21 protein-coding genes are annotated in these 19,492 nt (G+C 40.2%); 18 read left to right on the top strand and 3 right to left on the bottom strand.

The genetic code is table 11. From position 1 onward, the window contains the following. The first annotated feature begins 74 nt into the window (after positions 1-74). The 6 genes from P375_RS12460 to P375_RS10895 all read left to right on the top strand — a co-directional run bounded on the left by P375_RS12460 (position 75) and on the right by P375_RS10895 (position 7,683). Positions 75-245, top strand: a complete 171-nt coding sequence (locus P375_RS12460; RefSeq protein WP_245176461.1) for a hypothetical protein — start codon at positions 75-77, stop codon at positions 243-245. Positions 246-421: 176 nt separating this feature from the next. Beyond that, positions 422-1,258: an efflux RND transporter periplasmic adaptor subunit gene (locus P375_RS10915; RefSeq protein WP_039136984.1), complete on the top strand. Its 837-nt coding sequence runs from the start codon at positions 422-424 to the stop codon at positions 1,256-1,258. After that, positions 1,258-2,979 carry an ATP-binding cassette domain-containing protein gene (locus P375_RS10910; protein ID WP_039136982.1) on the top strand — a complete coding sequence of 574 codons (1,722 nt, stop codon included), beginning with the start codon at positions 1,258-1,260 and terminating at the stop codon, positions 2,977-2,979. Before P375_RS10915 ends, P375_RS10910 begins: the two co-directional genes overlap by 1 nt. After that, entirely contained in the window at positions 2,976-4,082 is a 1,107-nt protein-coding gene (locus P375_RS10905; RefSeq protein WP_039136980.1) for an ABC transporter permease, read from the top strand. Before P375_RS10910 ends, P375_RS10905 begins: the two co-directional genes overlap by 4 nt. Next, a complete protein-coding gene (locus P375_RS10900) occupies positions 4,079-5,194 on the top strand; it encodes an ABC transporter permease (RefSeq protein ID WP_039136978.1) in 1,116 nt (371 codons plus the stop codon). Before P375_RS10905 ends, P375_RS10900 begins: the two co-directional genes overlap by 4 nt. Positions 5,195-5,439: 245 nt before the next feature. Then, positions 5,440-7,683 carry a nitric-oxide reductase large subunit gene (locus P375_RS10895; protein WP_039136976.1) on the top strand — a complete coding sequence of 748 codons (2,244 nt, stop codon included), beginning with the start codon at positions 5,440-5,442 and terminating at the stop codon, positions 7,681-7,683. A 64-nt stretch (positions 7,684-7,747) separates the two neighbouring features. On the opposite strand, the gene P375_RS10890 is transcribed toward P375_RS10895, so the two are convergent. Beyond that, a complete protein-coding gene (locus P375_RS10890; protein WP_039136974.1) occupies positions 7,748-9,007 on the bottom strand; it encodes a D-amino acid dehydrogenase in 1,260 nt (419 codons plus the stop codon). Positions 9,008-9,227: 220 nt separating this feature from the next. Here P375_RS10890 and P375_RS10885 point away from each other — a divergent pair, with 220 nt between their 5' ends. From P375_RS10885 to P375_RS10865, 5 genes are all read left to right on the top strand, one after another. Further along, positions 9,228-9,479 (top strand): succinate dehydrogenase assembly factor 2, encoded by a 252-nt coding sequence (locus tag P375_RS10885; RefSeq protein ID WP_039136972.1) that lies wholly within the window; start codon positions 9,228-9,230, stop codon positions 9,477-9,479. A gap of 142 nt (positions 9,480-9,621) precedes the next feature. Next, entirely contained in the window at positions 9,622-10,197 is a 576-nt protein-coding gene (gene rpoE / locus P375_RS10880) for an RNA polymerase sigma factor RpoE (protein WP_039136970.1), read from the top strand. A 21-nt stretch (positions 10,198-10,218) separates the two neighbouring features. After that, positions 10,219-10,782 carry a sigma-E factor negative regulatory protein gene (locus tag P375_RS10875; protein ID WP_039136968.1) on the top strand — a complete coding sequence of 188 codons (564 nt, stop codon included), beginning with the start codon at positions 10,219-10,221 and terminating at the stop codon, positions 10,780-10,782. A gap of 95 nt (positions 10,783-10,877) precedes the next feature. Next, positions 10,878-11,831 (top strand): MucB/RseB C-terminal domain-containing protein, encoded by a 954-nt coding sequence (locus P375_RS10870; protein ID WP_039136966.1) that lies wholly within the window; start codon positions 10,878-10,880, stop codon positions 11,829-11,831. Next, the gene (locus P375_RS10865) at positions 11,828-12,262 is read left to right on the top strand and encodes a SoxR reducing system RseC family protein (RefSeq protein WP_039136962.1); all 435 of its coding nucleotides are present in this window, start codon (positions 11,828-11,830) and stop codon (positions 12,260-12,262) included. The genes P375_RS10870 and P375_RS10865 overlap by 4 nt, the downstream gene beginning before the upstream one ends. Before the next feature lie 40 nt (positions 12,263-12,302). Here P375_RS10865 and greB read toward each other — a convergent pair whose 3' ends face one another. Together greB and hslR are read right to left on the bottom strand one after the other, a co-directional pair. After that, positions 12,303-12,788 (bottom strand): transcription elongation factor GreB, encoded by a 486-nt coding sequence (greB, locus tag P375_RS10860; RefSeq protein WP_039136960.1) that lies wholly within the window; start codon positions 12,786-12,788, stop codon positions 12,303-12,305. A gap of 3 nt (positions 12,789-12,791) precedes the next feature. Then, positions 12,792-13,199, bottom strand: a complete 408-nt coding sequence (gene hslR / locus P375_RS10855; protein ID WP_039136958.1) for a ribosome-associated heat shock protein Hsp15 — start codon at positions 13,197-13,199, stop codon at positions 12,792-12,794. A 126-nt stretch (positions 13,200-13,325) separates the two neighbouring features. On the opposite strand from hslR, the gene nudE reads away from it, so the two are divergent. The 7 genes from nudE to gnd all read left to right on the top strand — a co-directional run bounded on the left by nudE (position 13,326) and on the right by gnd (position 19,337). Next, on the top strand, positions 13,326-13,868 hold the full coding sequence (gene nudE, locus P375_RS10850) for an ADP compounds hydrolase NudE (RefSeq protein ID WP_039136957.1): 543 nt from the start codon (positions 13,326-13,328) through the stop codon (positions 13,866-13,868). A 10-nt stretch (positions 13,869-13,878) separates the two neighbouring features. Further along, a complete protein-coding gene (cysQ, locus tag P375_RS10845; protein ID WP_039136955.1) occupies positions 13,879-14,682 on the top strand; it encodes a 3'(2'),5'-bisphosphate nucleotidase CysQ in 804 nt (267 codons plus the stop codon). Positions 14,683-14,865: 183 nt separating this feature from the next. After that, positions 14,866-16,365 carry a glucose-6-phosphate dehydrogenase gene (gene zwf / locus P375_RS10840; RefSeq protein ID WP_039136953.1) on the top strand — a complete coding sequence of 500 codons (1,500 nt, stop codon included), beginning with the start codon at positions 14,866-14,868 and terminating at the stop codon, positions 16,363-16,365. A gap of 2 nt (positions 16,366-16,367) precedes the next feature. Next, positions 16,368-17,087 (top strand): 6-phosphogluconolactonase, encoded by a 720-nt coding sequence (gene pgl, locus P375_RS10835; RefSeq protein WP_039136951.1) that lies wholly within the window; start codon positions 16,368-16,370, stop codon positions 17,085-17,087. 6 nt (positions 17,088-17,093) lie between these two features. Then, complete coding sequence (locus tag P375_RS10830) at positions 17,094-17,522, top strand: nucleotidyltransferase substrate binding protein (protein WP_039136949.1); 429 nt, start codon at positions 17,094-17,096, stop codon at positions 17,520-17,522. Continuing rightward, complete coding sequence (locus P375_RS10825) at positions 17,515-17,826, top strand: nucleotidyltransferase family protein (RefSeq protein ID WP_039136947.1); 312 nt, start codon at positions 17,515-17,517, stop codon at positions 17,824-17,826. The genes P375_RS10830 and P375_RS10825 overlap by 8 nt, the downstream gene beginning before the upstream one ends. Before the next feature lie 56 nt (positions 17,827-17,882). Then, complete coding sequence (gnd, locus tag P375_RS10820; protein WP_039136945.1) at positions 17,883-19,337, top strand: decarboxylating NADP(+)-dependent phosphogluconate dehydrogenase; 1,455 nt, start codon at positions 17,883-17,885, stop codon at positions 19,335-19,337. Positions 19,338-19,492 lie beyond the last annotated feature (155 nt).

Below are 19,492 nucleotides of genomic sequence, written 5' to 3'. Positions count from 1 at the left end.
GTTGAAAGTAGAAATCTACCACTTGTTGTTTAAATGTTTGGTTATATTTAGTCATAAAAAATCTGCACCTTTGTATGTTGTTGGATAATAAGTCCAATTTTTGGGGTGCAGATCAGTTATTAACGTTCGCTTTTTTAGTAAATAAGGCATCACCTAAACAGAGCAAATTAACTATTTATGATCAACAACACTGTTATCATTCTGATGTCATTCCAATGTTTAAACCTTTCTATTTGAAGTTATAAAGAACAGTTTTGTCTGTTAATCAATAGTTTCTTTAGTGATTATCCGCCATATCATTATCATTTAGCACTATTTTCTGTTTAATGTCACAGTTTCAGGACGCAGTGGATGAAGATCCTTGCCGAGAGGAGTATGATCAAACAGTAGACAATGCAACGGAATGGTTAAGGATTGTGCTATGAAAAAAAGTCTTATTTTTTTACTCCTCATTATTATCGGATTAAGCGGTTATTATCTTTTCCAACAACACCAACGACAAGCAGTGAATGAAAGCGAAATTAGGCTGTACGGCAATGTTGATATTCGAGATGTCAACCTTGGTTTTAAAGTTGCCGGTAAAGTTGAACAGCTATTGGTTGATGAGGGGGATCAGGTAAAAGCCGGTGATTTGTTGGCGACATTAGAACAGAAAACCTTTCAGGATGAACTTATTTTAGCTAAAGCTAAATTGGCGGATGCGGAAGCAGCGTTGGTGCAAGCGGAAAAACTTTATCAACGTGTACAGGGATTAATCAAGAAAAATGCGGTATCCGATGCAGACTATGATGATGTGGTAGCATCTCGTGATCGAGCTTTGGCACAAGTGGATATTTCTAAATCATTAGTGTCAATTGCAGAAACTCGTTTAGCAGACACAAAATTGATTGCGCCGAGTGACGGTGTGGTGTTAACCCGTGTTCGAGAAAAAGGCAGTGTGGTTAATGCTGGTTTACCGATTTACGCCATTTCATTACAAAAACCGGTGTGGGTACGAGCTTATGTAGATGAACCAAATTTAGGTAATCTTTATCAAGGGCAAAAAGTTACTGTACTTACTGACGGCAGTGCGCAATATGAGGGACAGATTGGCTTTATTTCACCTCAAGCGGAATTCACGCCAAAAAATGTGGAAAGTGAACAGTTAAGAACGGAATTGGTTTATCGTTTTAAAGTTATTGTGGAAAACAGTGATAACAGTTTACGCCAAGGTATGCCGGTGACTTTATTTATTAATAAAAAGGTTGAGGATAAATAATGTCACAAGCAATGGTGGTTATCGATAAGGTGACCAAACATTTCAAAGGAATGGATAAACCGGCACTTGATGTTGTATCGGCACAGATTTTTCCCGGCAAAATGACCGGTTTGGTTGGGCCGGACGGTGCAGGTAAAACGACCTTAATTCGTCATATTATCGGTTTAATGCAGGCAGATAGTGGCACGATTACGGTCGATCAACTCAATGTCAATGATGACGCTGAAACCATTCATCAAATCAGTGGTTATATGCCGCAGAAATTTGGTTTGTATGAAGATTTAACGGTTATCGAAAATCTGAATTTATATGCGGATTTGCGTTTAATCAGCGGTGCTTCCAGAAAAGAGAAGTTTGACAAATTGTTGGCTTTTACTGATTTGGCAGCGTTTCAACAGCGTTTAGCCGGTAAGCTTTCCGGCGGAATGAAACAAAAATTGGGTTTGGCGTGTGCATTAGTCGGAGATCCGAAGTTGTTATTGCTAGATGAACCAAGCGTTGGTGTTGATCCAGTTTCACGGCGTGAATTGTGGAAATTGGTGCAAGCGTTAGTAGAGCAAGGAATGGCAGTGTTGTGGTCAACCGCTTATTTGGATGAAGCGGAAAAGTGCGATAGTGTCATTTTGCTGAATGAAGGTAAAAAATTATATGATGGAGCGCCACGAGGATTGCTGGAGTCGGTTCAGGGGCGTGTTTTTCAGGTGAGTGATATTCCAGTGGAGGATAGGCGTGCCAGTCTGATTCATTTATTGCAACAACATCAGGTGATGGATGGCATTATTCAAGGCAATAATTTGCGAATTGTGTTGAAACCAGAAGCAGCAAAACCATTGTTATCAAAAGGTACTTGGCAGTCCGTTAATCCTTGTTTTGAAGATGCATTTATTAATCGTTTAGGTGGAGGCCCCGGTGGAAATTCAGCATTGGCAGCACAGATTAAAGCTAAACCAGATGATGGTAAACCTGTTATTGATGCGAAAGGATTAACCAAAAAATTCGGCGATTTTGTCGCGGTTAAAGATAATACCTTTTCGATTAAACGTGGTGAGATTTTTGGCTTATTAGGACCGAACGGTGCCGGTAAATCGACCACATTTAAAATGATGTGCGGTTTGTTGCAGCCGACTGCCGGAGAATGTTTCGTTACCGGTTTGAATTTACGTTATGCCACCTCACAGGCACGCAGCAGAATCGGCTATATGGCACAACGTTTTTCACTGTACGGCAATTTAGATGTGTTACAAAATTTACGTTTTTTTGCCGGTTTATATGGCGTTACCGGCAAAGCACAACGTGAACGTATTGAAATGATGATCGATATTTTTGATTTTAAACCTTATTTGAAAATGAATGCCGGCGATTTGCCGTTAGGGTTTAAACAGCGGTTATCACTTGCTTGTGCTGTGATTCATCAGCCGGATATTCTGTTTTTGGATGAGCCGACTTCGGGGGTTGATCCGATTACCAGACGTGAATTTTGGCTGCATATCAATGCGATGGTGGGCAAAGGTGTTACGGTGATGGTCACCACGCATTTTATGGATGAAGCGGAGTATTGTGATCGTATCGGTTTGATTTATCACGGTGAAAATATTGCGACCGGCACACCGGATGAATTAAAGCAGCAGGCAGTGCAGCTGGCGGGCTTGCAGGCACCTACATTGGAAGACGCTTTTATTGCATTGGTGCAGGCGAAGGATCAGGCTAAGGAGGCAATATGAAACGATTGTGGGCGTTAGTTTATAAAGAGATGTTGCAGATTATTCGCGATCCCTCTTCTATTCTGATTGCTTTTGTATTGCCTTTTATTCTGTTGTTTATTTTTGGTTACGGCATCAATTTGGACAGCAACAAAGTGAATATCGGCGTGGTGAATCAATCTTCATCACCGATGGCGACAGAATTGGTTGATGCTTTCCGTCATTCACGCTTTTTAGACAGCCGTTTTGCGGATGATCGTCGAGCTTTGTATCAAGATTTGACCGCCGGCGATATTAAAGGCATTGTGGTGATCCCGCCGCAATTTAGCCGACAATTATTACAGCAACAACCGGCGCAAATTCAGGTGTTAACCGATGGCTCGCAGCCGAATACAGCAATGTTCGTTAACGGTTATACCAGCGGTGTCATTCAGAATTGGTTACAACAACAAAATACCATTGATGAGGCGAGTGGCGGCATTGGTTTGCAGGAACGTTATCTGTTTAACCCTGAATTAAAAAGCCGTCATTTTTTATTGCCGGGTTCAATGGCGATTACAATGACATTGATTGGCACATTATTGACGGCGTTGGTGGTCGCTCGTGAATGGGAACGTGGCACGATGGAAGCAATGATGGCGACACCGGTAACCATTACTCAAATTTTATTAGGAAAATTAATCCCTTATTATATTTTGGGTATCGGTTCAATGTTGATCTGTTTTTTGGTAACAACGCTTTATTATGATGTGCCGTTTAGAGGCTCGTTGTTGGTATTGTTTATTGCGACCTCTGTTTTCCTGATTTGTGCGTTAGGGCAGGGATTGTTGATCTCCTCGCTTTCAAAGGATCAGTTTGTTGCTTCACAAATCGCGATTTTATTCGCCTTTTTGCCCGCTTTTATGTTGTCCGGTTTTGTGTTTGAGATCAGTTCAATGCCGTTGCCGGTGCAGTGGCTGACCTATCTGTTCAGTGTGCGTTATTATGTAACAATTTTGCAAACGCTATTTTTAGCCGGCAATGTATGGGGGCTATTGGCACAAGTGATCTGCATAATGTTGATTATCGGCATTTTGACTTTTCTCTTTACTAAACGCAAAACACATAAAAGGATCGATGTATGATTTTCAATGGACGTATTTGGGCATTAATCATCAAAGAGTTATTGGCACTGTTTCGTGATCCGCGTAGCAGATTGGTGTTGATTGGGCCGCCATTGTTGCAACTTTTCCTTTTCTCTTATTCTGCCACATTGGAGGTGAAAAATATTTCTGTGGCGGTCTATAACCAAGATCACGGCGTTTATAGCACCGAAGTGATTCAACGTATTGCAGCTTCACCCACCTTTACCGAGTTGCAATATGTGCAGAGCGAGCAGCAATTACAACAGCGGTTGGCTAATAAAAAAGTATTGATGGCAATCCAGTTTCCGGCAGATTTCAGTCAAAAACTGTTGTCGGGGCAGGCGGCAAATATTCAGTTGTTGTTGGATGGACGTAATTCCAATTCGGCACAAATTATTCACAATTATGTCGCGCAAATTATTCTGCAATATAATGCCGAACTGGCGCAGCAACAGGGTAAACAGGGGTTGCCGGTTGTGGTGTTGACCAGAAATTGGTTCAATGAAAATTTACAGCACTTGTGGTACACGGTGCCGGCATTGGTCGGTATTTTAGCTGGATTAGTGGCTTTGATGGTTACTGCACTTTCCGTTGCTAGAGAACGAGAGTTGGGAACTTTTGATCAGATCTTGGTTTCACCGCTAACCCCAGCGGAGATTCTGTTAGGGAAGACTATTCCGGCAGTGATGGTCGGTTTAGCGGAAGGACTGATTATTTTTGTATTGGTATTGACCGTTTTCAAAGTGCCGTTTGTAGGATCTTTCTGGTTGTTGTTTGCGGCAATTTTTGTATTTATTTTGGCGATGGTCGGTGTAGGTTTATTTATTTCTGCAATTTCTAAAACACAGCAACAAGCGATTTTGGGTACGTTTATTTTTTTAGTGCCAGCAGTGGCACTTTCTGGTTATGCTTCACCAGTAGAAAATATGCCGAATTGGTTGCAATGGGTGGTGGAAATCAACCCGATTAAGCATTTCTTGATTATTGTAAACGGGCTGTTTTTGAAAGATATGTCCGCTGCATTGGTGTGGCTGAACCTTTATCCAATGTTAATTATTGCTGCTTGTACTTTAGCAGTGGCAAGTTGGTTATTTAGTCAACGATTGGAATAATTGATAGTTTTTGAAAATGGATAATGTATTTTAACGCCGTTTTTTTCTTTTTTTATCTACCTAAAAATAATCATTTTTTAATAAAAACAAATACTAACCTATAAAGTGTATTGTTTTTACATCTATTAATTCTATAATGACGCTGATCTTTTAGTTGAGTAATTTACTCAGGTATTTTTTGACTAAAAGTGGGAATCGTTTTTTTCAAACTGCATTTTTTATTCAAACTTAGGGAGTAAGTGAAAATGGGTAAATATAAAAAGTTGTGGATAATGCTATTCACAATTCTTATCCTGACTTTTACGTTGCTTGGCTATATCGGCGTTGAAGTTTATCGTCAGGCACCACCGGTTCCGAGTGCATATGTGACTCAAAACGGTGAAGTCGTGATGACGAAAGAGGATATTTTAAAAGGGCAGACCGCGTGGCAAACGACCGGTGGTATGGAATTAGGTTCTTTGTTGGGACACGGCGCTTATCAAGCACCGGATTGGACAGCGGATTGGTTGCATCGTGAGTTGACAGCGTGGTTGGATATCACTTCTAAAGCGGTATTCGGCAAGCCGTATGCGGATTTGGATCAGCCGACACAAGCAGCGTTACAAGTAGCTTTGCAGGATGAATATCGTCATCAAAGTCGCCTGAAAGACAATGACACCGTTGTACTTTCAGATGTCCGTTTACAGGCCATAAAACAGACAGCGGAATATTATGCCAAGTTATATAGCGATGATCCTTCAATGGTGAAAACTCGTGAATCTTTCGCAATGAAAGATAATACTTTACCAACTGCCGAAGCACGTCAATATTTAGCGGATTTCTTCTTCTGGACAGCGTGGGCGGCATCAACGGATCGTCCGAATGCGGAAGCAACTTATACCAATAACTGGCCGCACGAACCGTTAGTTAACAATGTGCCGACTACCGAAAATATTATGTGGTCATTAATTTCGATTGTGTTCTTGATCGCAGGAATCGGTTTCTTAGTTTGGGGCTATTCATTCTTGAAAAATCATAATGAAAAAGAACCGACCCCTCCGGCAACAGACCCATTATTAAAATTAAATCTTACTCCTTCACAAAAAGCATTGGGTAAATATGTGTTTTTAACCTTGGCGTTGTTTGTAGTACAAGTTGCATTAGGCGGTGTGTTGGCGCACTATACTGTGGAAGGTCAAAAATTTTATGGCATTGATATTTCACAACTTTTCCCTTATTCACTTGTGCGTACCTGGCATATTCAATCCGCACTGTTCTGGATTGCAACCGGTTTCTTAACCGCAGGTCTATTCTTAGCACCGGTTATTAATGGTGGCAAAGATCCTAAATATCAGGCATTTGGCGTTAATTTCCTTTTCTTAGCGTTATTAATCGTAGTAGTGGGCTCTTATGCCGGAAATTTCTTTGCATTAAGTCATCAAATTCCAACTGAACTTAACTTCTGGTTCGGACATCAAGGCTATGAATATTTGGATTTAGGTCGTTTCTGGCAAATTCTTCTCTTTGTAGGCTTTGTAGTTTGGTTATGGTTAATGTTGCGTTGTACGCGTAACGCCTTCAAACAGGGTGGCGATAAAAACTTGCTGGCAATCTTTATCTCTTCTATTGTCGGTGTCGGATTATTTTATGCGCCAGGGTTATTCTACGGCGAACATTCCAGCGTTACTGTGATGGAATATTGGCGTTGGTGGGTGGTTCACCTTTGGGTAGAAGGCTTCTTTGAAGTATTTGCTACCTGTGCGTTAGCCTTTATTTTCTATAATTTAGGTTTGGTGAGTTACCGCAGTGCGACTGTCGCTTCATTGGTGGCAGGAAGTTTATTCTTGCTCGGTGGTGTACCGGGAACCGCACACCATTTATATTTCTCCGGAACGACAACACCGGCATTAGCCACCGGTGCGGTATTCTCCGCATTGGAAGTGGTGCCATTGGTATTGCTCGGTCGAGAAGCTTATGAACACTGGTCATATCAGCACGCCACACCTTGGATGCAACGTTTACGTTGGCCATTAATGTGTTTCGTGGCAGTTGCATTCTGGAATATGTTGGGTGCAGGCGTATTCGGTTTCTTGATTAATCCACCGATCTCACTTTTCTATTTACAAGGATTGAATACTACCGCTGTCCACGCACACGCAGCATTATTCGGGGTTTACGGTTTCTTAGCATTAGGTTTCGTTCTATTGGTTGCCCGTTACTTAAAACCGGATTTCCAATTCAACGAAAAAGTGATGAGAACCGGTTTCTGGGCAATGAATCTTGGTTTAGTGTTGATGATTGCCATCAGCTTATTGCCAATCGGCTTATTCCAAGTTTCGGCGAGTATCAGCGAAGGTTTATGGTATGCACGTAGCGAAGGTTTCTTACAACAAGATTTCCTACAAACATTGCGTTGGTTACGTACTATCGGGGATATTATTTTAATCTTCGGTGCAGTGTTGTTTGCTTATCAGGTGACTAAATTAACCTTTAGCCGCCGTAATTCATAACGATTTGATGCACTACTTTTTCATTTTAAGGATTGGCAGATCGTAATTTGCCAATCCTTTTTTGTTATCTTTTTTGATAGCGGGAAAGCGCAAAGCCTTCCGTGTCGATTTCAGGTTTCTCACCACTGATCAAATCGGCAAGATATTTTGCGGAACCGCAGCCCATTGTCCAACCGAAAGTACCGTGACCGGAATTTAGCCATAAATTTGGAAAACGAGTTGCACCGACAATTGGCGTGCCGTCCGGCGTAGTCGGTCTTAATCCTGTCCAGAAAGTGGCTTGGTTTAAATCGGTAGCTTCAGGGTATAAATGATTAAAGACTTGATTGAGTGTCTCACGATATTTCTGTTTCAGACTGAGATCAAAGCCGTTCAGCATTGCCATACCGCCCATACGGATGCGATTGTCAAAACGGGTCACGGCAACTTTAAAACTGTCATCCAATACAGTAGAGCGTGGTGCTTTCTCGGTATTTTTAATAGGTATCGTCAATGAAAATCCCTTTAATGGATAGATAGGAGCATCAATGCCGATCGGTTTTAATAATTCTGGGCAGTAAGAACCCAGTGATACAACATAGGCATCTGCGGTTTTCAATTCGTTATTTATCCATACTCCTTTGATTTGATCATTCTGATATTCAAAACCATTCACTTGTTGATTAAACCGGAAGTTGACGCCGAGATGTGTAGCAATGTCAGTGAGATTTTTGCAAAAGAGATAACAATCGCCGGTTTCGTCATTAGGCAACCTGACTGCACCGACGAATTCGTGAATATTGTCACTTAATCCCGGTTCATAGGTCAAAATGCCCTGTTTATCGAGGATTTGATATGGAATACCCATTTTTTCTAGCATTTTGGTATCTTTAGCAGTGGCATCAAACTGTTTTTGTGAGCGGAATAGTTGAATCGTTCCCAGTTGGCGCTGTTCATATTGAATATTGGTTTCCTGTCGTAATTGTTGGAAACAATGGCGACTATATTCAGACATTCTTGTCATCCGTTCTTTATTGATGAGATAACTTTGTAAGTTACAATCCTGCAACAAATTCCACATCCAGCGATATTGCTGCGGATCTAAAGTAGGCTTAATCGCGAGCGGAGAATGTTTTTGCAACATCCATTTTATGGCTTTTAATGGAATTCCCGGTGCTGCCCAAGGGGAAGAGTAACCCGGCGTGATTTGCCCTGCATTGGCGAAACTGGTTTCCATTGCAGCTTTATCCTGACGGTCGATAACTGTGGCTTGAAACCCTCGTTTTGCTAAATAATAGGCGGTTGTGGTGCCGATAATACCGCTACCCAATACATAAATATGCATAGTTTGTTCCTTTTGCCGCTGATCTGAAACAGCAGTGTATCGAATATATAAAAAATAGACAATTTTTTTAAAAAGATGTTAAAAGTAGGGTGGTTCGGCATTGATTAAAAAATAGGATTGTTTGCAAAAATCATAATTCTCTACTAATTCTTCTTCGTTATTCTTGATAAAAATTGATAAGATACGGCTTTGATGATTAACACAATTAAAGAAGCATAAGATGAAACACTATAATAAATTAAGGATTGAATGGGACTGTCGTCGGGGAATGTTGGAACTGGATAAAATGATAATGCCGTTTTATAAAAAAGAGTTTGATCATTTATCTGATGAGCAGAAAGACACTTTTTTGGAATTGCTTACCTTTACTGACCCGCAGTTATTCCGATGGTTAATGAATCAAGAAAAAGCACCTACCAATAAATTGCAACAGATGGTGAACTTGATAAAAGTGAAACTGACCGCATCTTGAGAAGCTCTAAAAACTTTTTGTTTAAATTTTTGAACTTTTATTAAATTTTGAACTCTAACAGTTCAATGCATTGCTTGCTGTGTAACTTACAGACCGTTTTGGGAAGCTGTTAGATAAAGATAAAAATGGAGATTTCACTTAGATGAGTGAGCAACTAACAGATCAAATTTTGGTGGAAAGAGCGCAGCAAGGCGATAAAAAAGCATTTAATTTGTTGGTTGCACGTTATCAAAATAAAGTCGCTGGATTATTGACTCGTTACGTATCAGCTAATGATATTCCGGATGTTGCTCAAGAAACGTTTATTAAAGCGTATCGTTCTTTGGATACATTCCGCAGTGAGAGTGCTTTTTATACATGGCTTTACCGTATTGCCGTGAATACAGCAAAAAATTACTTGATGACACAAGGGCGTCGTCCACCAACGGAAGATGTTTTGGCGGAAGATGCAGAAAGTTTTGATGCTGGAGCGAAGTTACGTAATATTGATACGCCGGAGCATTTGATTCTATCTGATGAATTGAAAGAGATCGTGTTTAAAACTATCAATGAATTGCCGGATGAGTTAAAAACCGCAATCACGTTACGAGAACTTGAAGGAATGAGTTACGAAGAGATCGCAGATGTGATGGATTGCCCAGTCGGTACAGTGCGTTCTCGAATTTTTAGAGCAAGAGAATTTATTGAAAATCAATTAGCACCGTTGGTGAAACATTAATTGAATGGAAAGGCGGAAATTATGCAAAATAAAGAACAACTTTCAGCTTATATGGATGGTGAAGACGTAGAACGTGGCTTTGTCGAAAGTCTTTGTCAAGATAAAGCGTTACAGCAGACGTGGTCAACTTTACATATTGCACGTTCAGTGATGCGAAATGAAAGTGAAGTCATACTTGATACTTCTTTTACAGAAAGAATGGCAGTATTAATTGAACAAGAGACAACCGTTCAGTTGCAAGAACAGCCGAAACCAGAAACTGCGGCAATGCCGAAAGTTTCTTTCTGGGCTAAAGCGAAAAAATATGTCGTTCCTGTTGTGCAAACCGCAGTGGCTGCAAGTGTTTGTTTAATCGCTGTGTTTAGTATCCAGAATTTGAATAAAGGTTCTGAAACAGAAACTACCGTTTCTCCGGCGTTACAAACTTTGCCGTTTACACAATCGGTTCAAGAAGTTAGCTATAATGTTTCGCATAAAAATGTGCCGAGCAAAGAACAGTTGGAACAGCAAAATAAACGTTTAAATGAAATTTTGCAGAATTACCAATTACAACGTCGTTTATATTCTGACTTAAAATCTGAATAAAAATTTCCGAAATTTCCCGACATCACCACCATTTTGGTGGTGATGTTATTTTATAATAGGCATCTTGATTTACGCCATAGGCACAGGTTTATTATATGTTTAAGAAGTTATTCCTCACCTCAGTATTCTGGATTGCTAACAGCTTCGCTACTGCATATGCCTCCTCACCGATTGATCAAATTATTGCTGATCTGAACCACATGAAAACCGCATTTCAGCAGCAAAATTACACAATGTTGTTTACTTATGGTGAGGATAATCTTCATTTTTCATTGAACTATCGACACGCATATGCCGACCATAAACATTATGCACAGCTGCTTTATTTAGATGGACCTAGAACAGAAATTTGGCAGCGTGATAATACAATCAGTTATTTTTCTGCTAATTATGCGCCGTTTAGTATTCGCAGTGATAAAATTATTGATTCATTACCAAATATTGTTTATAGCGATTTTAAGCAGTTAGCACAGTATTACGATTTCGTACCGTTAGGTAAGGACAGGATCGCCAATCGTATAGCCAATGTGATTAAACTAATGCCGAAAGATGAATTTCGCTATGCTTATACGATCTGGATTGATGAACAAAACAGCCTGCCATTGCGAGGAGAAATTGTTGATCGTAGCGGCGATGCGTTATCGCAGTTTAAAGTGATTGATCTTTCTATGTTGGAAGATACAACAAGTTTAACTGAACCGGCGGATAAAATGATTCAGCCACCGGCAATTACCATATATAGCCCGAATACCACCGACTATAACTGGAAACCGTCGTGGTTGCCGAAAGGTTTTAAATTGGTGAAATTTCATTCTGATGGGTTATCGCCATCTATCCAAACACAGCTTTATAGTGACGGTTTATTCTCTTTCTCGCTCTATCTATTGGAACAGAAAGATATGCCGATTAATGAATCGTGGCGACAAGGCGTAGAAACGCTTTATACCGAAGTGGTCAATGGTAAAACCGTGGTGTTGGTCGGCGAAATTCCATTAACAACGGCACGTCGAATTGTTCAGGACATTGAGTTTAAACAGGATAACAAATGATTACAGAAAAAGCGGTGGTAATTGCTTATCAATCAGGTGAAGTAACAGTTGAGTGTCAAGCAAATCAAGCGTGCGGCGGTTGTGCATCCAAAGCAAGTTGCGGTACAGCGGCACTGAGTGAATTAACCGGAAAATCAAGCCGTTATCTTTTTACTTTCCCTTGCTCCAGACCGATGAAGATCGGGGAAACGGTGGAAATCGGGCTGCCGGAACAATCCTTACTGAAATTAGCGTTTATTGCTTATACCATCCCATTATTTGTGTTAATTTTCAGTGTGTTATTGGGAAATTATCTGTTTGTTGAAGAGTGGCAGAATATCGTTTTTACATCAGCGATGACCGTACTGGCATTTGTGATCGTAAAATTATTGAACCACCATTTGCAGCGACAGAAAAAATACCAACCGATTTTAATTGAGCGGATTATTTAAATCTTGAAAAGAAAATGAAAGCTAACTAGAAAGCGGAAAATTAGATTCCGCTTTTGTCATACCAAATCTTATTTACATAGAAAATGATTTTTCCGGATGGGGTATCGACTTTCACTTCATCATCAATGCTTTTGCCGATTAAGGCACGCGCTACGGGAGAGTCTATAGAGATCCAGTTTTTCGCTGGATCGAATTCATCACAACCAACAATGCGGTACTGTTTTAAATCACCGTTTTCAGTTTCCAATTCTACCCACGCACCGAAAAAGATTTTTCCCTCTTGGTGAGGATGATAATCAACGATTTGCAGCACTTCCAAACGTTTGGTGAGAAAACGGACACGGCGATCGATTTCTCTTAAACGTCGTTTTCCATAAATGTATTCTGCATTTTCACTGCGATCACCCAATGCTGCTGCATCAGAAACCGCCTGTGTTACTTGTGGACGCTCCACTTTCCATAAATATTTCAACTCTTGATCCAGCATATTCCAGCCAGTACGAGTAATATAGTTTGATTTTGCCATAAATTATTGTTGATATTTGAATTTTAATAAATCACGACGCTCTTTTTTGTTTGGACGACGCTCCGGATTCGGCATTGATAAGGCATTCGCTTTTCTTGACCACGCCAACTGTTCTCGTCTTTTAATGCTCTCTTCCGTTTCTTGATAAAGTTGTTGTGCCAGTGGAGCAGCCTTGCGTAGATTGGAGAGTGCTAACACCTGTACCTCTTTTTCGTCATTACCTTGACGTAATTTGATCATTGCGCCTATTTCTACTTCTTTGCTTGGTTTAGTGCGTTGCCCGTTGTAATGTACTTTACCACCGTCAACCATTTCACGGGCTAAAGTACGGGTTTTATAAAAACGTGCTGCCCACAGCCATTTATCAAGGCGATAATTTTCCTGTTCCTGTTGATGTTTATCTTTTGCCATAATCAATAAAAATTAGTTGTCTAAGCGTTCGAATAATTCGGTTAAGTATGGTATCGTTACTATCGTTTTTTGTAAAACAAAGCACAGTAATTATGACAACAAAAAAGTGCGGAGGTGAATTTTTTTATGAAAAAACCGGAAATTTTGGCAATTAATACAGCAGCTAAATCGCGACTTTTTGAAATTCAAGCAGTGGATTTACGTTTTTCTAATGGTGAGTTGCGGACTTATGAGCGTTTTAAGCCCTCGACACGCAGTGCAGTGATGATTTTAGCAATTGATGACCAACAAAATCTATTATTGACTTATGAATATGCAGTCGGGACTGAGCAGTATGAACTTGGTTTTCCGAAAGGGTTGATGGAACTCGGTGAAACGCCACAACAGAGTGCGAATCGTGAATTGCAGGAAGAGATTGGTTTTAAGGCGGAACGTTTAACGTTATTACGCACCTTAATCTCATCTCCCGGTTATATGAATAACCCAATGCATATTTTATTGGCAGAGACATTATCTCCAAGCAAATTAGAGGGGGATGAACCTGAGCCATTGCAACTGGTACGTTATCCTTTAGCAAATATTGATCAATTGATTGAAGATCCGAATTTTAATGAAGCAAGAAATTTAGCGGCACTGTTCTTGCTGAAAAAATATCTGGCACAACGTTAATGAGGTTGAGATGAAAACATTAACCACTTTGTTGGAACAGGCATTAACCATTGCCTATCAGGCAGGCGAACAGCTGACAGCATTTTATCATCAGAATGTCCATATCAAAATTAAAGCCGATCAAACGCCGGTAACGGAGGCGGATATTGCGGTAAGTCGGTTTTTAGTCAAGGCGTTAAGTGAATTAGAGCCGACTATTCCGGTGTTATCAGAAGAAAATTGCGCCATTCCGTTAGCGGATCGTCAACAATGGCAGCGTTATTGGTTGATTGACCCGTTAGACGGCACGCAACAGTTTATCGATCGCACCGATCAATTTTCCGTATTGATCGCTTTGGTGGAAAATCACCAACCTGTTATCGGTATTATTCACGCACCGGTGTTGGCACAGACCTTTTATGCGGTAAAAGGCGAAGGTGCATTTTTCGTGGAAAACGGGCAAAAAACAGGCTTATTGTATCAAAAGCAGTTTGATAGAGAACAACCAATTAAGATTGCAGTTGGTAGAAGTGCTAATCAACAAAAAATGTTATCTCTATTAAATCCAGCGTTTCAATATCAATTTATCACTTACGGCTCTAGCGGTTTGAAAAGTACTTTGGTGGCGCGCCAACAGTGTGATTGCTATATTCGTTTGGGTGATACCGGTGAATGGGATACTGCTGCAGCACAGGTGATTTTGCAGGAGAGTGGTGGTGATATTTTTACGATACAACATCAACCGTTGAGTTATAACCGGCGAGAAACATTTGTTAACCCACATTTTATAGCGGTTGGTAGCCGTAATTGGGATTGGCATAAGATCCTTTTGTAATCGGGTTATTGCTACTTTAGGTAAAACCGATTAGCGTTATCTTAATTCACGGCGGTAGAATGTACCTCATTTAGCAGAGGTGTAACCTCTTTCACAGCAGGGCAATTTATATATTGCCTGTAATGTAAATTGAAACATCCATAATATGGACAGCAGTAAAAATAAGTTGTAGGAATAAAAAGTATGCAAAAACCAGATAATAATACCATTGTTATTTTTGGAGCTTCCGGTGATTTAACTCACCGTAAACTGATTCCAGCGTTATACCAACTCTTTGAAAATGAAAAGCTATCTGAAGATTTTGCCATTTTAGGCGTAAGTCGCACAGAATTCAGTGATCAGGCGTTTCGTGATAAATTGCGCCAAAGCCTGATTGATAATGAAAAAGTGAATGAAGGTATTTTAGAAGTCTTTTTACAACATATCTATTACCAAGCAATTGATACTAAAAATGTCAATGATTATGCCAAAATTAAAAACCGTTTAGACGATATTAATGCACGTCATCACTGTCAAGATAATGTGCTTTATTATCTTTCTACACCACCAAGCTTATATGGTGTGATTCCTGAATGTTTAGCGGCACACGGTTTGAATGATGAAGCGAAAGGTTGGAAACGTTTAATTGTTGAAAAACCGTTCGGTTATGATTTGAACTCATCTATCGAATTGGATGACAAAATTCACCGCTCTTTTGCAGAACACCAAATTTATCGTATCGACCACTATTTAGGTAAAGAAACGGTACAAAACCTATTAGTGTTGCGTTTCTCGAACGGATTATTTGAACCGCTTTGGAACCGAAATTATATCGATTATGTGGAAATCACAGGTGCGGAAGCATTGGGTGTGGAAGAGCGTGGCGGCTATTATGACGGTTCGGGAGCAATGCGAGATATGTTTCAAAACCATTTATTACAGGTGTTGTCATTGGTGGCGATGGAAAGTCCGGCGGTCATTAATGCAAAGTCAATGCGTGATGAAGTGGTAAAAGTGTTGCAGAGTTTACATCCATTAACTGCGGAAACTATCGAAGAGAATTTAGTGCTTGGTCAGTATACTCGTTCAAAAGTAAGAGGTATGGAATTACCGGGATATCGTGAAGAGAAAGGCGTTGATCCACAATCTCGTACTGAAACTTATATAGCATTGCGTTTGAATATTGATAACTGGCGTTGGAGTGGCGTGCCATTCTATGTCCGTAGCGGTAAAAGAATGCCGACTCGTGTTACAGAGATCGTGATTCATTTCAAGAAAACACCACATCCGGTGTTTAATATGAATGCACCGGAAAATAAATTAATTATTCGTATTCAACCGGATGAAGGCATTGTGATGAGCTTTGGTTTAAAACAACCAGGTTCAGGTTTCAAAGCGAAAGAAGTCGCAATGGATTTCCATTATGATTCAATTGCGGAAGGGCATTTGTTCTCTGCTTATGAACGTTTATTATTGGATGCCTTAAATGGTGATGCAACGCTATTTACTCGTAGTGATGCGGTACAGGCAGCGTGGAAATTCGTTCAACCTATTTTAGATTATAAAGCTGGTAATCCTAAAATTCACGGTTATGCTTGTGGCACTTGGGGGCCTGAAGCGGCAAATAAATTAATGAGTCGTAGCAATCGTGAATGGCGTTTCCCGTGTAAAAACTTAACTGATACTAACTATTGTGAGTTATAAAAATGAATTATAAGATTTTTCCGACTGCCCAAGCGGTAGTCGAGCAGATTGCTCGGGAATTTAAACGTTACAGCCAATTAGGTAAAGCTGTGCATATCTCGCTTTCTGGTGGTAGTACCCCTAAATTGTTGTTTCAGACATTAGCAAAAGCGCCTTATAGCCAAGAGATTCAATGGCAAAATCTACATTTTTGGTGGGGAGATGATCGAATGGTTGATCCGAGCGATGTCGAAAGTAATTATGGTGAAGTGCAACGTTTATTATTCGATCATATTGTCATTCCGGCTGAAAATATTCATCGTATTTATGGGGAATTAACACCTCAACAGGCGTTGGAAAAGTTCAAGCAGGATTTGCAACAGATCGAAGATAAACAAAATGGAATGCCGGTATTTGACTGGATTATTTTAGGAATGGGAGCGGATGGACACACTGCGTCGCTGTTTCCAAATGCGACTGATTTTTCAGATTCGCATTGGGCTGTAATTGCACAACATCCAGAAAGTGGGCAGTATCGTGTTTCCAAAACGGCAGCATTAATTGAAAATGCTAAACGTGTAACCTATTTGGTTACCGGTGCGGCTAAAGCAGAAATCTTAAAAGAGATCGACACCACGCCGGCGGAAGATCTGCCTTATCCGGCAGCCAGAATTAAAGCGAAGTACGGTATAACGGAATGGTATTTAGATCAGGATGCGGCACAGTTGTTGTCTAAAAAATAGTAAAATATGGAACGGCTTGATCTTTCGGCATTAGAGAATGTATTTACTTCTTTAGCATTAACCATTGCAAAATTGGCGGATAAACAGTGGTTTACACAGCAGGATGCGATTGTTCAGGATACCTTAATTGCTGGTGTGATTCAGAAATTTGAATTTGTCTATGAACTCAGTATCAAAATGATGAAGCGCCAGTTGAAACAGCTTGCTGCTGTGCCGGAAGAGATTGACAGTAGTGATTTCCGAGATATTTTGCGTTTAAGTGCCAGAGCAGGTTTGATTGATGCGGTTGAAGATTGGTTGTTATATCGCAAAATGCGCAATGTAACCTCTCATACTTATGATCAGGACAAAGCGCAGCAGATTTATCAACAAATTTCCGACTTTTTACAATCAGCACAATTTTTACTTAATCAACTGAAGCAACATAATGTGTAAGCTTGACATCCAACCACAACATTTTGAGATCGTAAAACAGATTTTACGTACTTACTTGCCGGATTACGAAGTGCGAGCATTCGGTTCGAGAGTAAAGCAAACCGCAACCACATTTTCTGATTTGGATTTGGCGGTAATGAGTGAGAAAGCGCTTTCATTAAGGCAATTATGTGAGGTGGAACAGGCATTTAGCGATAGCGATTTGCCTTGGAAAGTGGATGTAGTGGACTGGGCGACAACTACGCCGGCGTTTCAAGCGATTATTATGCAGAAATCGATCGTGATTCAGCAAAAGCCGGCATAATTTAGTGATTTAACTATTTAGGTGATCTATTTCACCTCATTTAACAGGAGAAAAATATGAGCCAAAAAGGTGATATCGGCGTTATCGGTTTAGCGGTAATGGGGCAAAATTTAATTTTGAATATGAATGACCACGGTTTTAAAGTAGTGGCGTATAACCGTACTACTTCAAAAGTGGATGAATTTTTACAAGGAGCAGCGAAAGGCACGAATATTATCGGTGCTTATTCATTGCAAGATTTAGTCGATAAACTTGAAAAACCACGTAAAGTGATGTTAATGGTGCGTGCCGGTGAAGTGGTGGATAAATTTATCGATAGCCTAGTACCATATTTGGAACAAGGCGACATTATTATTGATGGCGGTAATTCAAATTATCCTGACACCAACCGTCGTGTTGCAGCATTAAGAGAAAAAGGTATCCGTTTTGTCGGTGCAGGCGTTTCAGGTGGTGAAGAAGGTGCAAGACGAGGCCCATCTATTATGCCGGGTGGAAATGAAGAAGCGTGGCCATATGTAAAACCGATTCTACAAGCGATTGCTGCTAAAACACCGGCTGGCGAGCCTTGCTGTGATTGGGTTGGAAAAGATGGTGCCGGTCATTTTGTAAAAATGGTACACAATGGTATTGAATATGGTGATATGCAATTAATCTGTGAAGCATATCAATTCTTAAAAGAGGGCTTAGGATTAAGTTATGATGAAATGCAAGCCATCTTTACAGAATGGAAAAAAACAGAATTAAACAGCTATTTGATCGATATCACTGCTGATATTCTTGGTTACAAGGACACTGATGGTCAGCCGCTAGTCGAAAAAATTCTTGATACTGCTGGACAGAAGGGAACAGGTAAATGGACGGGTATTAATGCATTAGATCTTGGCATTCCATTAACTTTAATTAGCGAAGCGGTTTTTGCACGTTGTGTTTCTTCTTTCAAAGAACAGCGTTTAGCGGCAGCCAAACTTTTCAATAACAAAATTGAAGTGGTTAGCGGTGATAAAAAAGCGTGGATTGAGGCAGTACGTCAAGCATTATTGGCATCAAAAATCATCTCTTATGCACAAGGCTTTATGTTAATTCGTGAAGCTTCTGAAACTTATCATTGGGATCTTAACTATGGTAACACCGCATTATTATGGCGTGAAGGTTGTATTATCCGCAGTGCATTCTTAGGCAATATTCGCGATGCTTACGAAAATAATCCTGATCTTGTATTCTTAGGCTCAGATCCATATTTCAACAATATTTTGAAAGATTGTTTGGCTTCTTGGCGTAAAGTGGTGGCAAAAGCGATTGAAATCGGGTTACCAATGCCTTGTATGGCATCTGCTCTTACTTTCTTAGACGGTTATACCACAGCTCGTCTTCCAGCAAACTTGCTACAAGCACAACGTGACTATTTTGGCGCACATACTTACGAACGTACTGATAAACCTCGTGGAGAATTTTTCCACACTAACTGGACTGGTCACGGTGGTAATACTGCATCAACTACATATGATGTTTAATTAGTAGCTTGATTAGATTTTTAGCTAAACCCTGCCTATATGATCTGCACCCCAAAAGTTGGACTTATTATCCAACAGACAAAGGTGCAGATTTTTTATGACTAAATATAACCAAACATTTAAACAACAAGTGGTAGATTTCTACTTTCAACACG

The organism is Gallibacterium genomosp. 2 (assembly GCF_000771895.1).
Classification (GTDB): Bacteria; Pseudomonadota; Gammaproteobacteria; order Enterobacterales; family Pasteurellaceae; genus Gallibacterium.
This window is presented reverse-complemented; position numbering and strand designations above follow the sequence as displayed.

What these genes read in the sequence shown, in the direction of transcription:
- P375_RS10890 (WP_039136974.1), bottom strand. Translation starts at nt 9,007, where the DNA reads ATGCATATTTATGTATTGGGTAGCGGTATTATCGGCACCACAACCGCC.
- P375_RS10885 (WP_039136972.1), top strand. Translation starts at nt 9,228, where the DNA reads ATGAAACACTATAATAAATTAAGGATTGAATGGGACTGTCGTCGGGGA.
- P375_RS10905 (WP_039136980.1), top strand. Translation starts at nt 2,976, where the DNA reads ATGAAACGATTGTGGGCGTTAGTTTATAAAGAGATGTTGCAGATTATT.
- rpoE (WP_039136970.1), top strand. Translation starts at nt 9,622, where the DNA reads ATGAGTGAGCAACTAACAGATCAAATTTTGGTGGAAAGAGCGCAGCAA.
- zwf (WP_039136953.1), top strand. Translation starts at nt 14,866, where the DNA reads ATGCAAAAACCAGATAATAATACCATTGTTATTTTTGGAGCTTCCGGT.
- P375_RS10870 (WP_039136966.1), top strand. Translation starts at nt 10,878, where the DNA reads ATGTTTAAGAAGTTATTCCTCACCTCAGTATTCTGGATTGCTAACAGC.
- cysQ (WP_039136955.1), top strand. Translation starts at nt 13,879, where the DNA reads ATGAAAACATTAACCACTTTGTTGGAACAGGCATTAACCATTGCCTAT.
- P375_RS10830 (WP_039136949.1), top strand. Translation starts at nt 17,094, where the DNA reads ATGGAACGGCTTGATCTTTCGGCATTAGAGAATGTATTTACTTCTTTA.
- P375_RS10900 (WP_039136978.1), top strand. Translation starts at nt 4,079, where the DNA reads ATGATTTTCAATGGACGTATTTGGGCATTAATCATCAAAGAGTTATTG.
- P375_RS10895 (WP_039136976.1), top strand. Translation starts at nt 5,440, where the DNA reads ATGGGTAAATATAAAAAGTTGTGGATAATGCTATTCACAATTCTTATC.
- gnd (WP_039136945.1), top strand. Translation starts at nt 17,883, where the DNA reads ATGAGCCAAAAAGGTGATATCGGCGTTATCGGTTTAGCGGTAATGGGG.
- P375_RS10865 (WP_039136962.1), top strand. Translation starts at nt 11,828, where the DNA reads ATGATTACAGAAAAAGCGGTGGTAATTGCTTATCAATCAGGTGAAGTA.
- P375_RS12460 (WP_245176461.1), top strand. Translation starts at nt 75, where the DNA reads ATGTTGTTGGATAATAAGTCCAATTTTTGGGGTGCAGATCAGTTATTA.
- P375_RS10875 (WP_039136968.1), top strand. Translation starts at nt 10,219, where the DNA reads ATGCAAAATAAAGAACAACTTTCAGCTTATATGGATGGTGAAGACGTA.
- P375_RS10910 (WP_039136982.1), top strand. Translation starts at nt 1,258, where the DNA reads ATGTCACAAGCAATGGTGGTTATCGATAAGGTGACCAAACATTTCAAA.
- pgl (WP_039136951.1), top strand. Translation starts at nt 16,368, where the DNA reads ATGAATTATAAGATTTTTCCGACTGCCCAAGCGGTAGTCGAGCAGATT.
- greB (WP_039136960.1), bottom strand. Translation starts at nt 12,788, where the DNA reads ATGGCAAAATCAAACTATATTACTCGTACTGGCTGGAATATGCTGGAT.
- P375_RS10915 (WP_039136984.1), top strand. Translation starts at nt 422, where the DNA reads ATGAAAAAAAGTCTTATTTTTTTACTCCTCATTATTATCGGATTAAGC.
- nudE (WP_039136957.1), top strand. Translation starts at nt 13,326, where the DNA reads ATGAAAAAACCGGAAATTTTGGCAATTAATACAGCAGCTAAATCGCGA.
- P375_RS10825 (WP_039136947.1), top strand. Translation starts at nt 17,515, where the DNA reads ATGTGTAAGCTTGACATCCAACCACAACATTTTGAGATCGTAAAACAG.
- hslR (WP_039136958.1), bottom strand. Translation starts at nt 13,199, where the DNA reads ATGGCAAAAGATAAACATCAACAGGAACAGGAAAATTATCGCCTTGAT.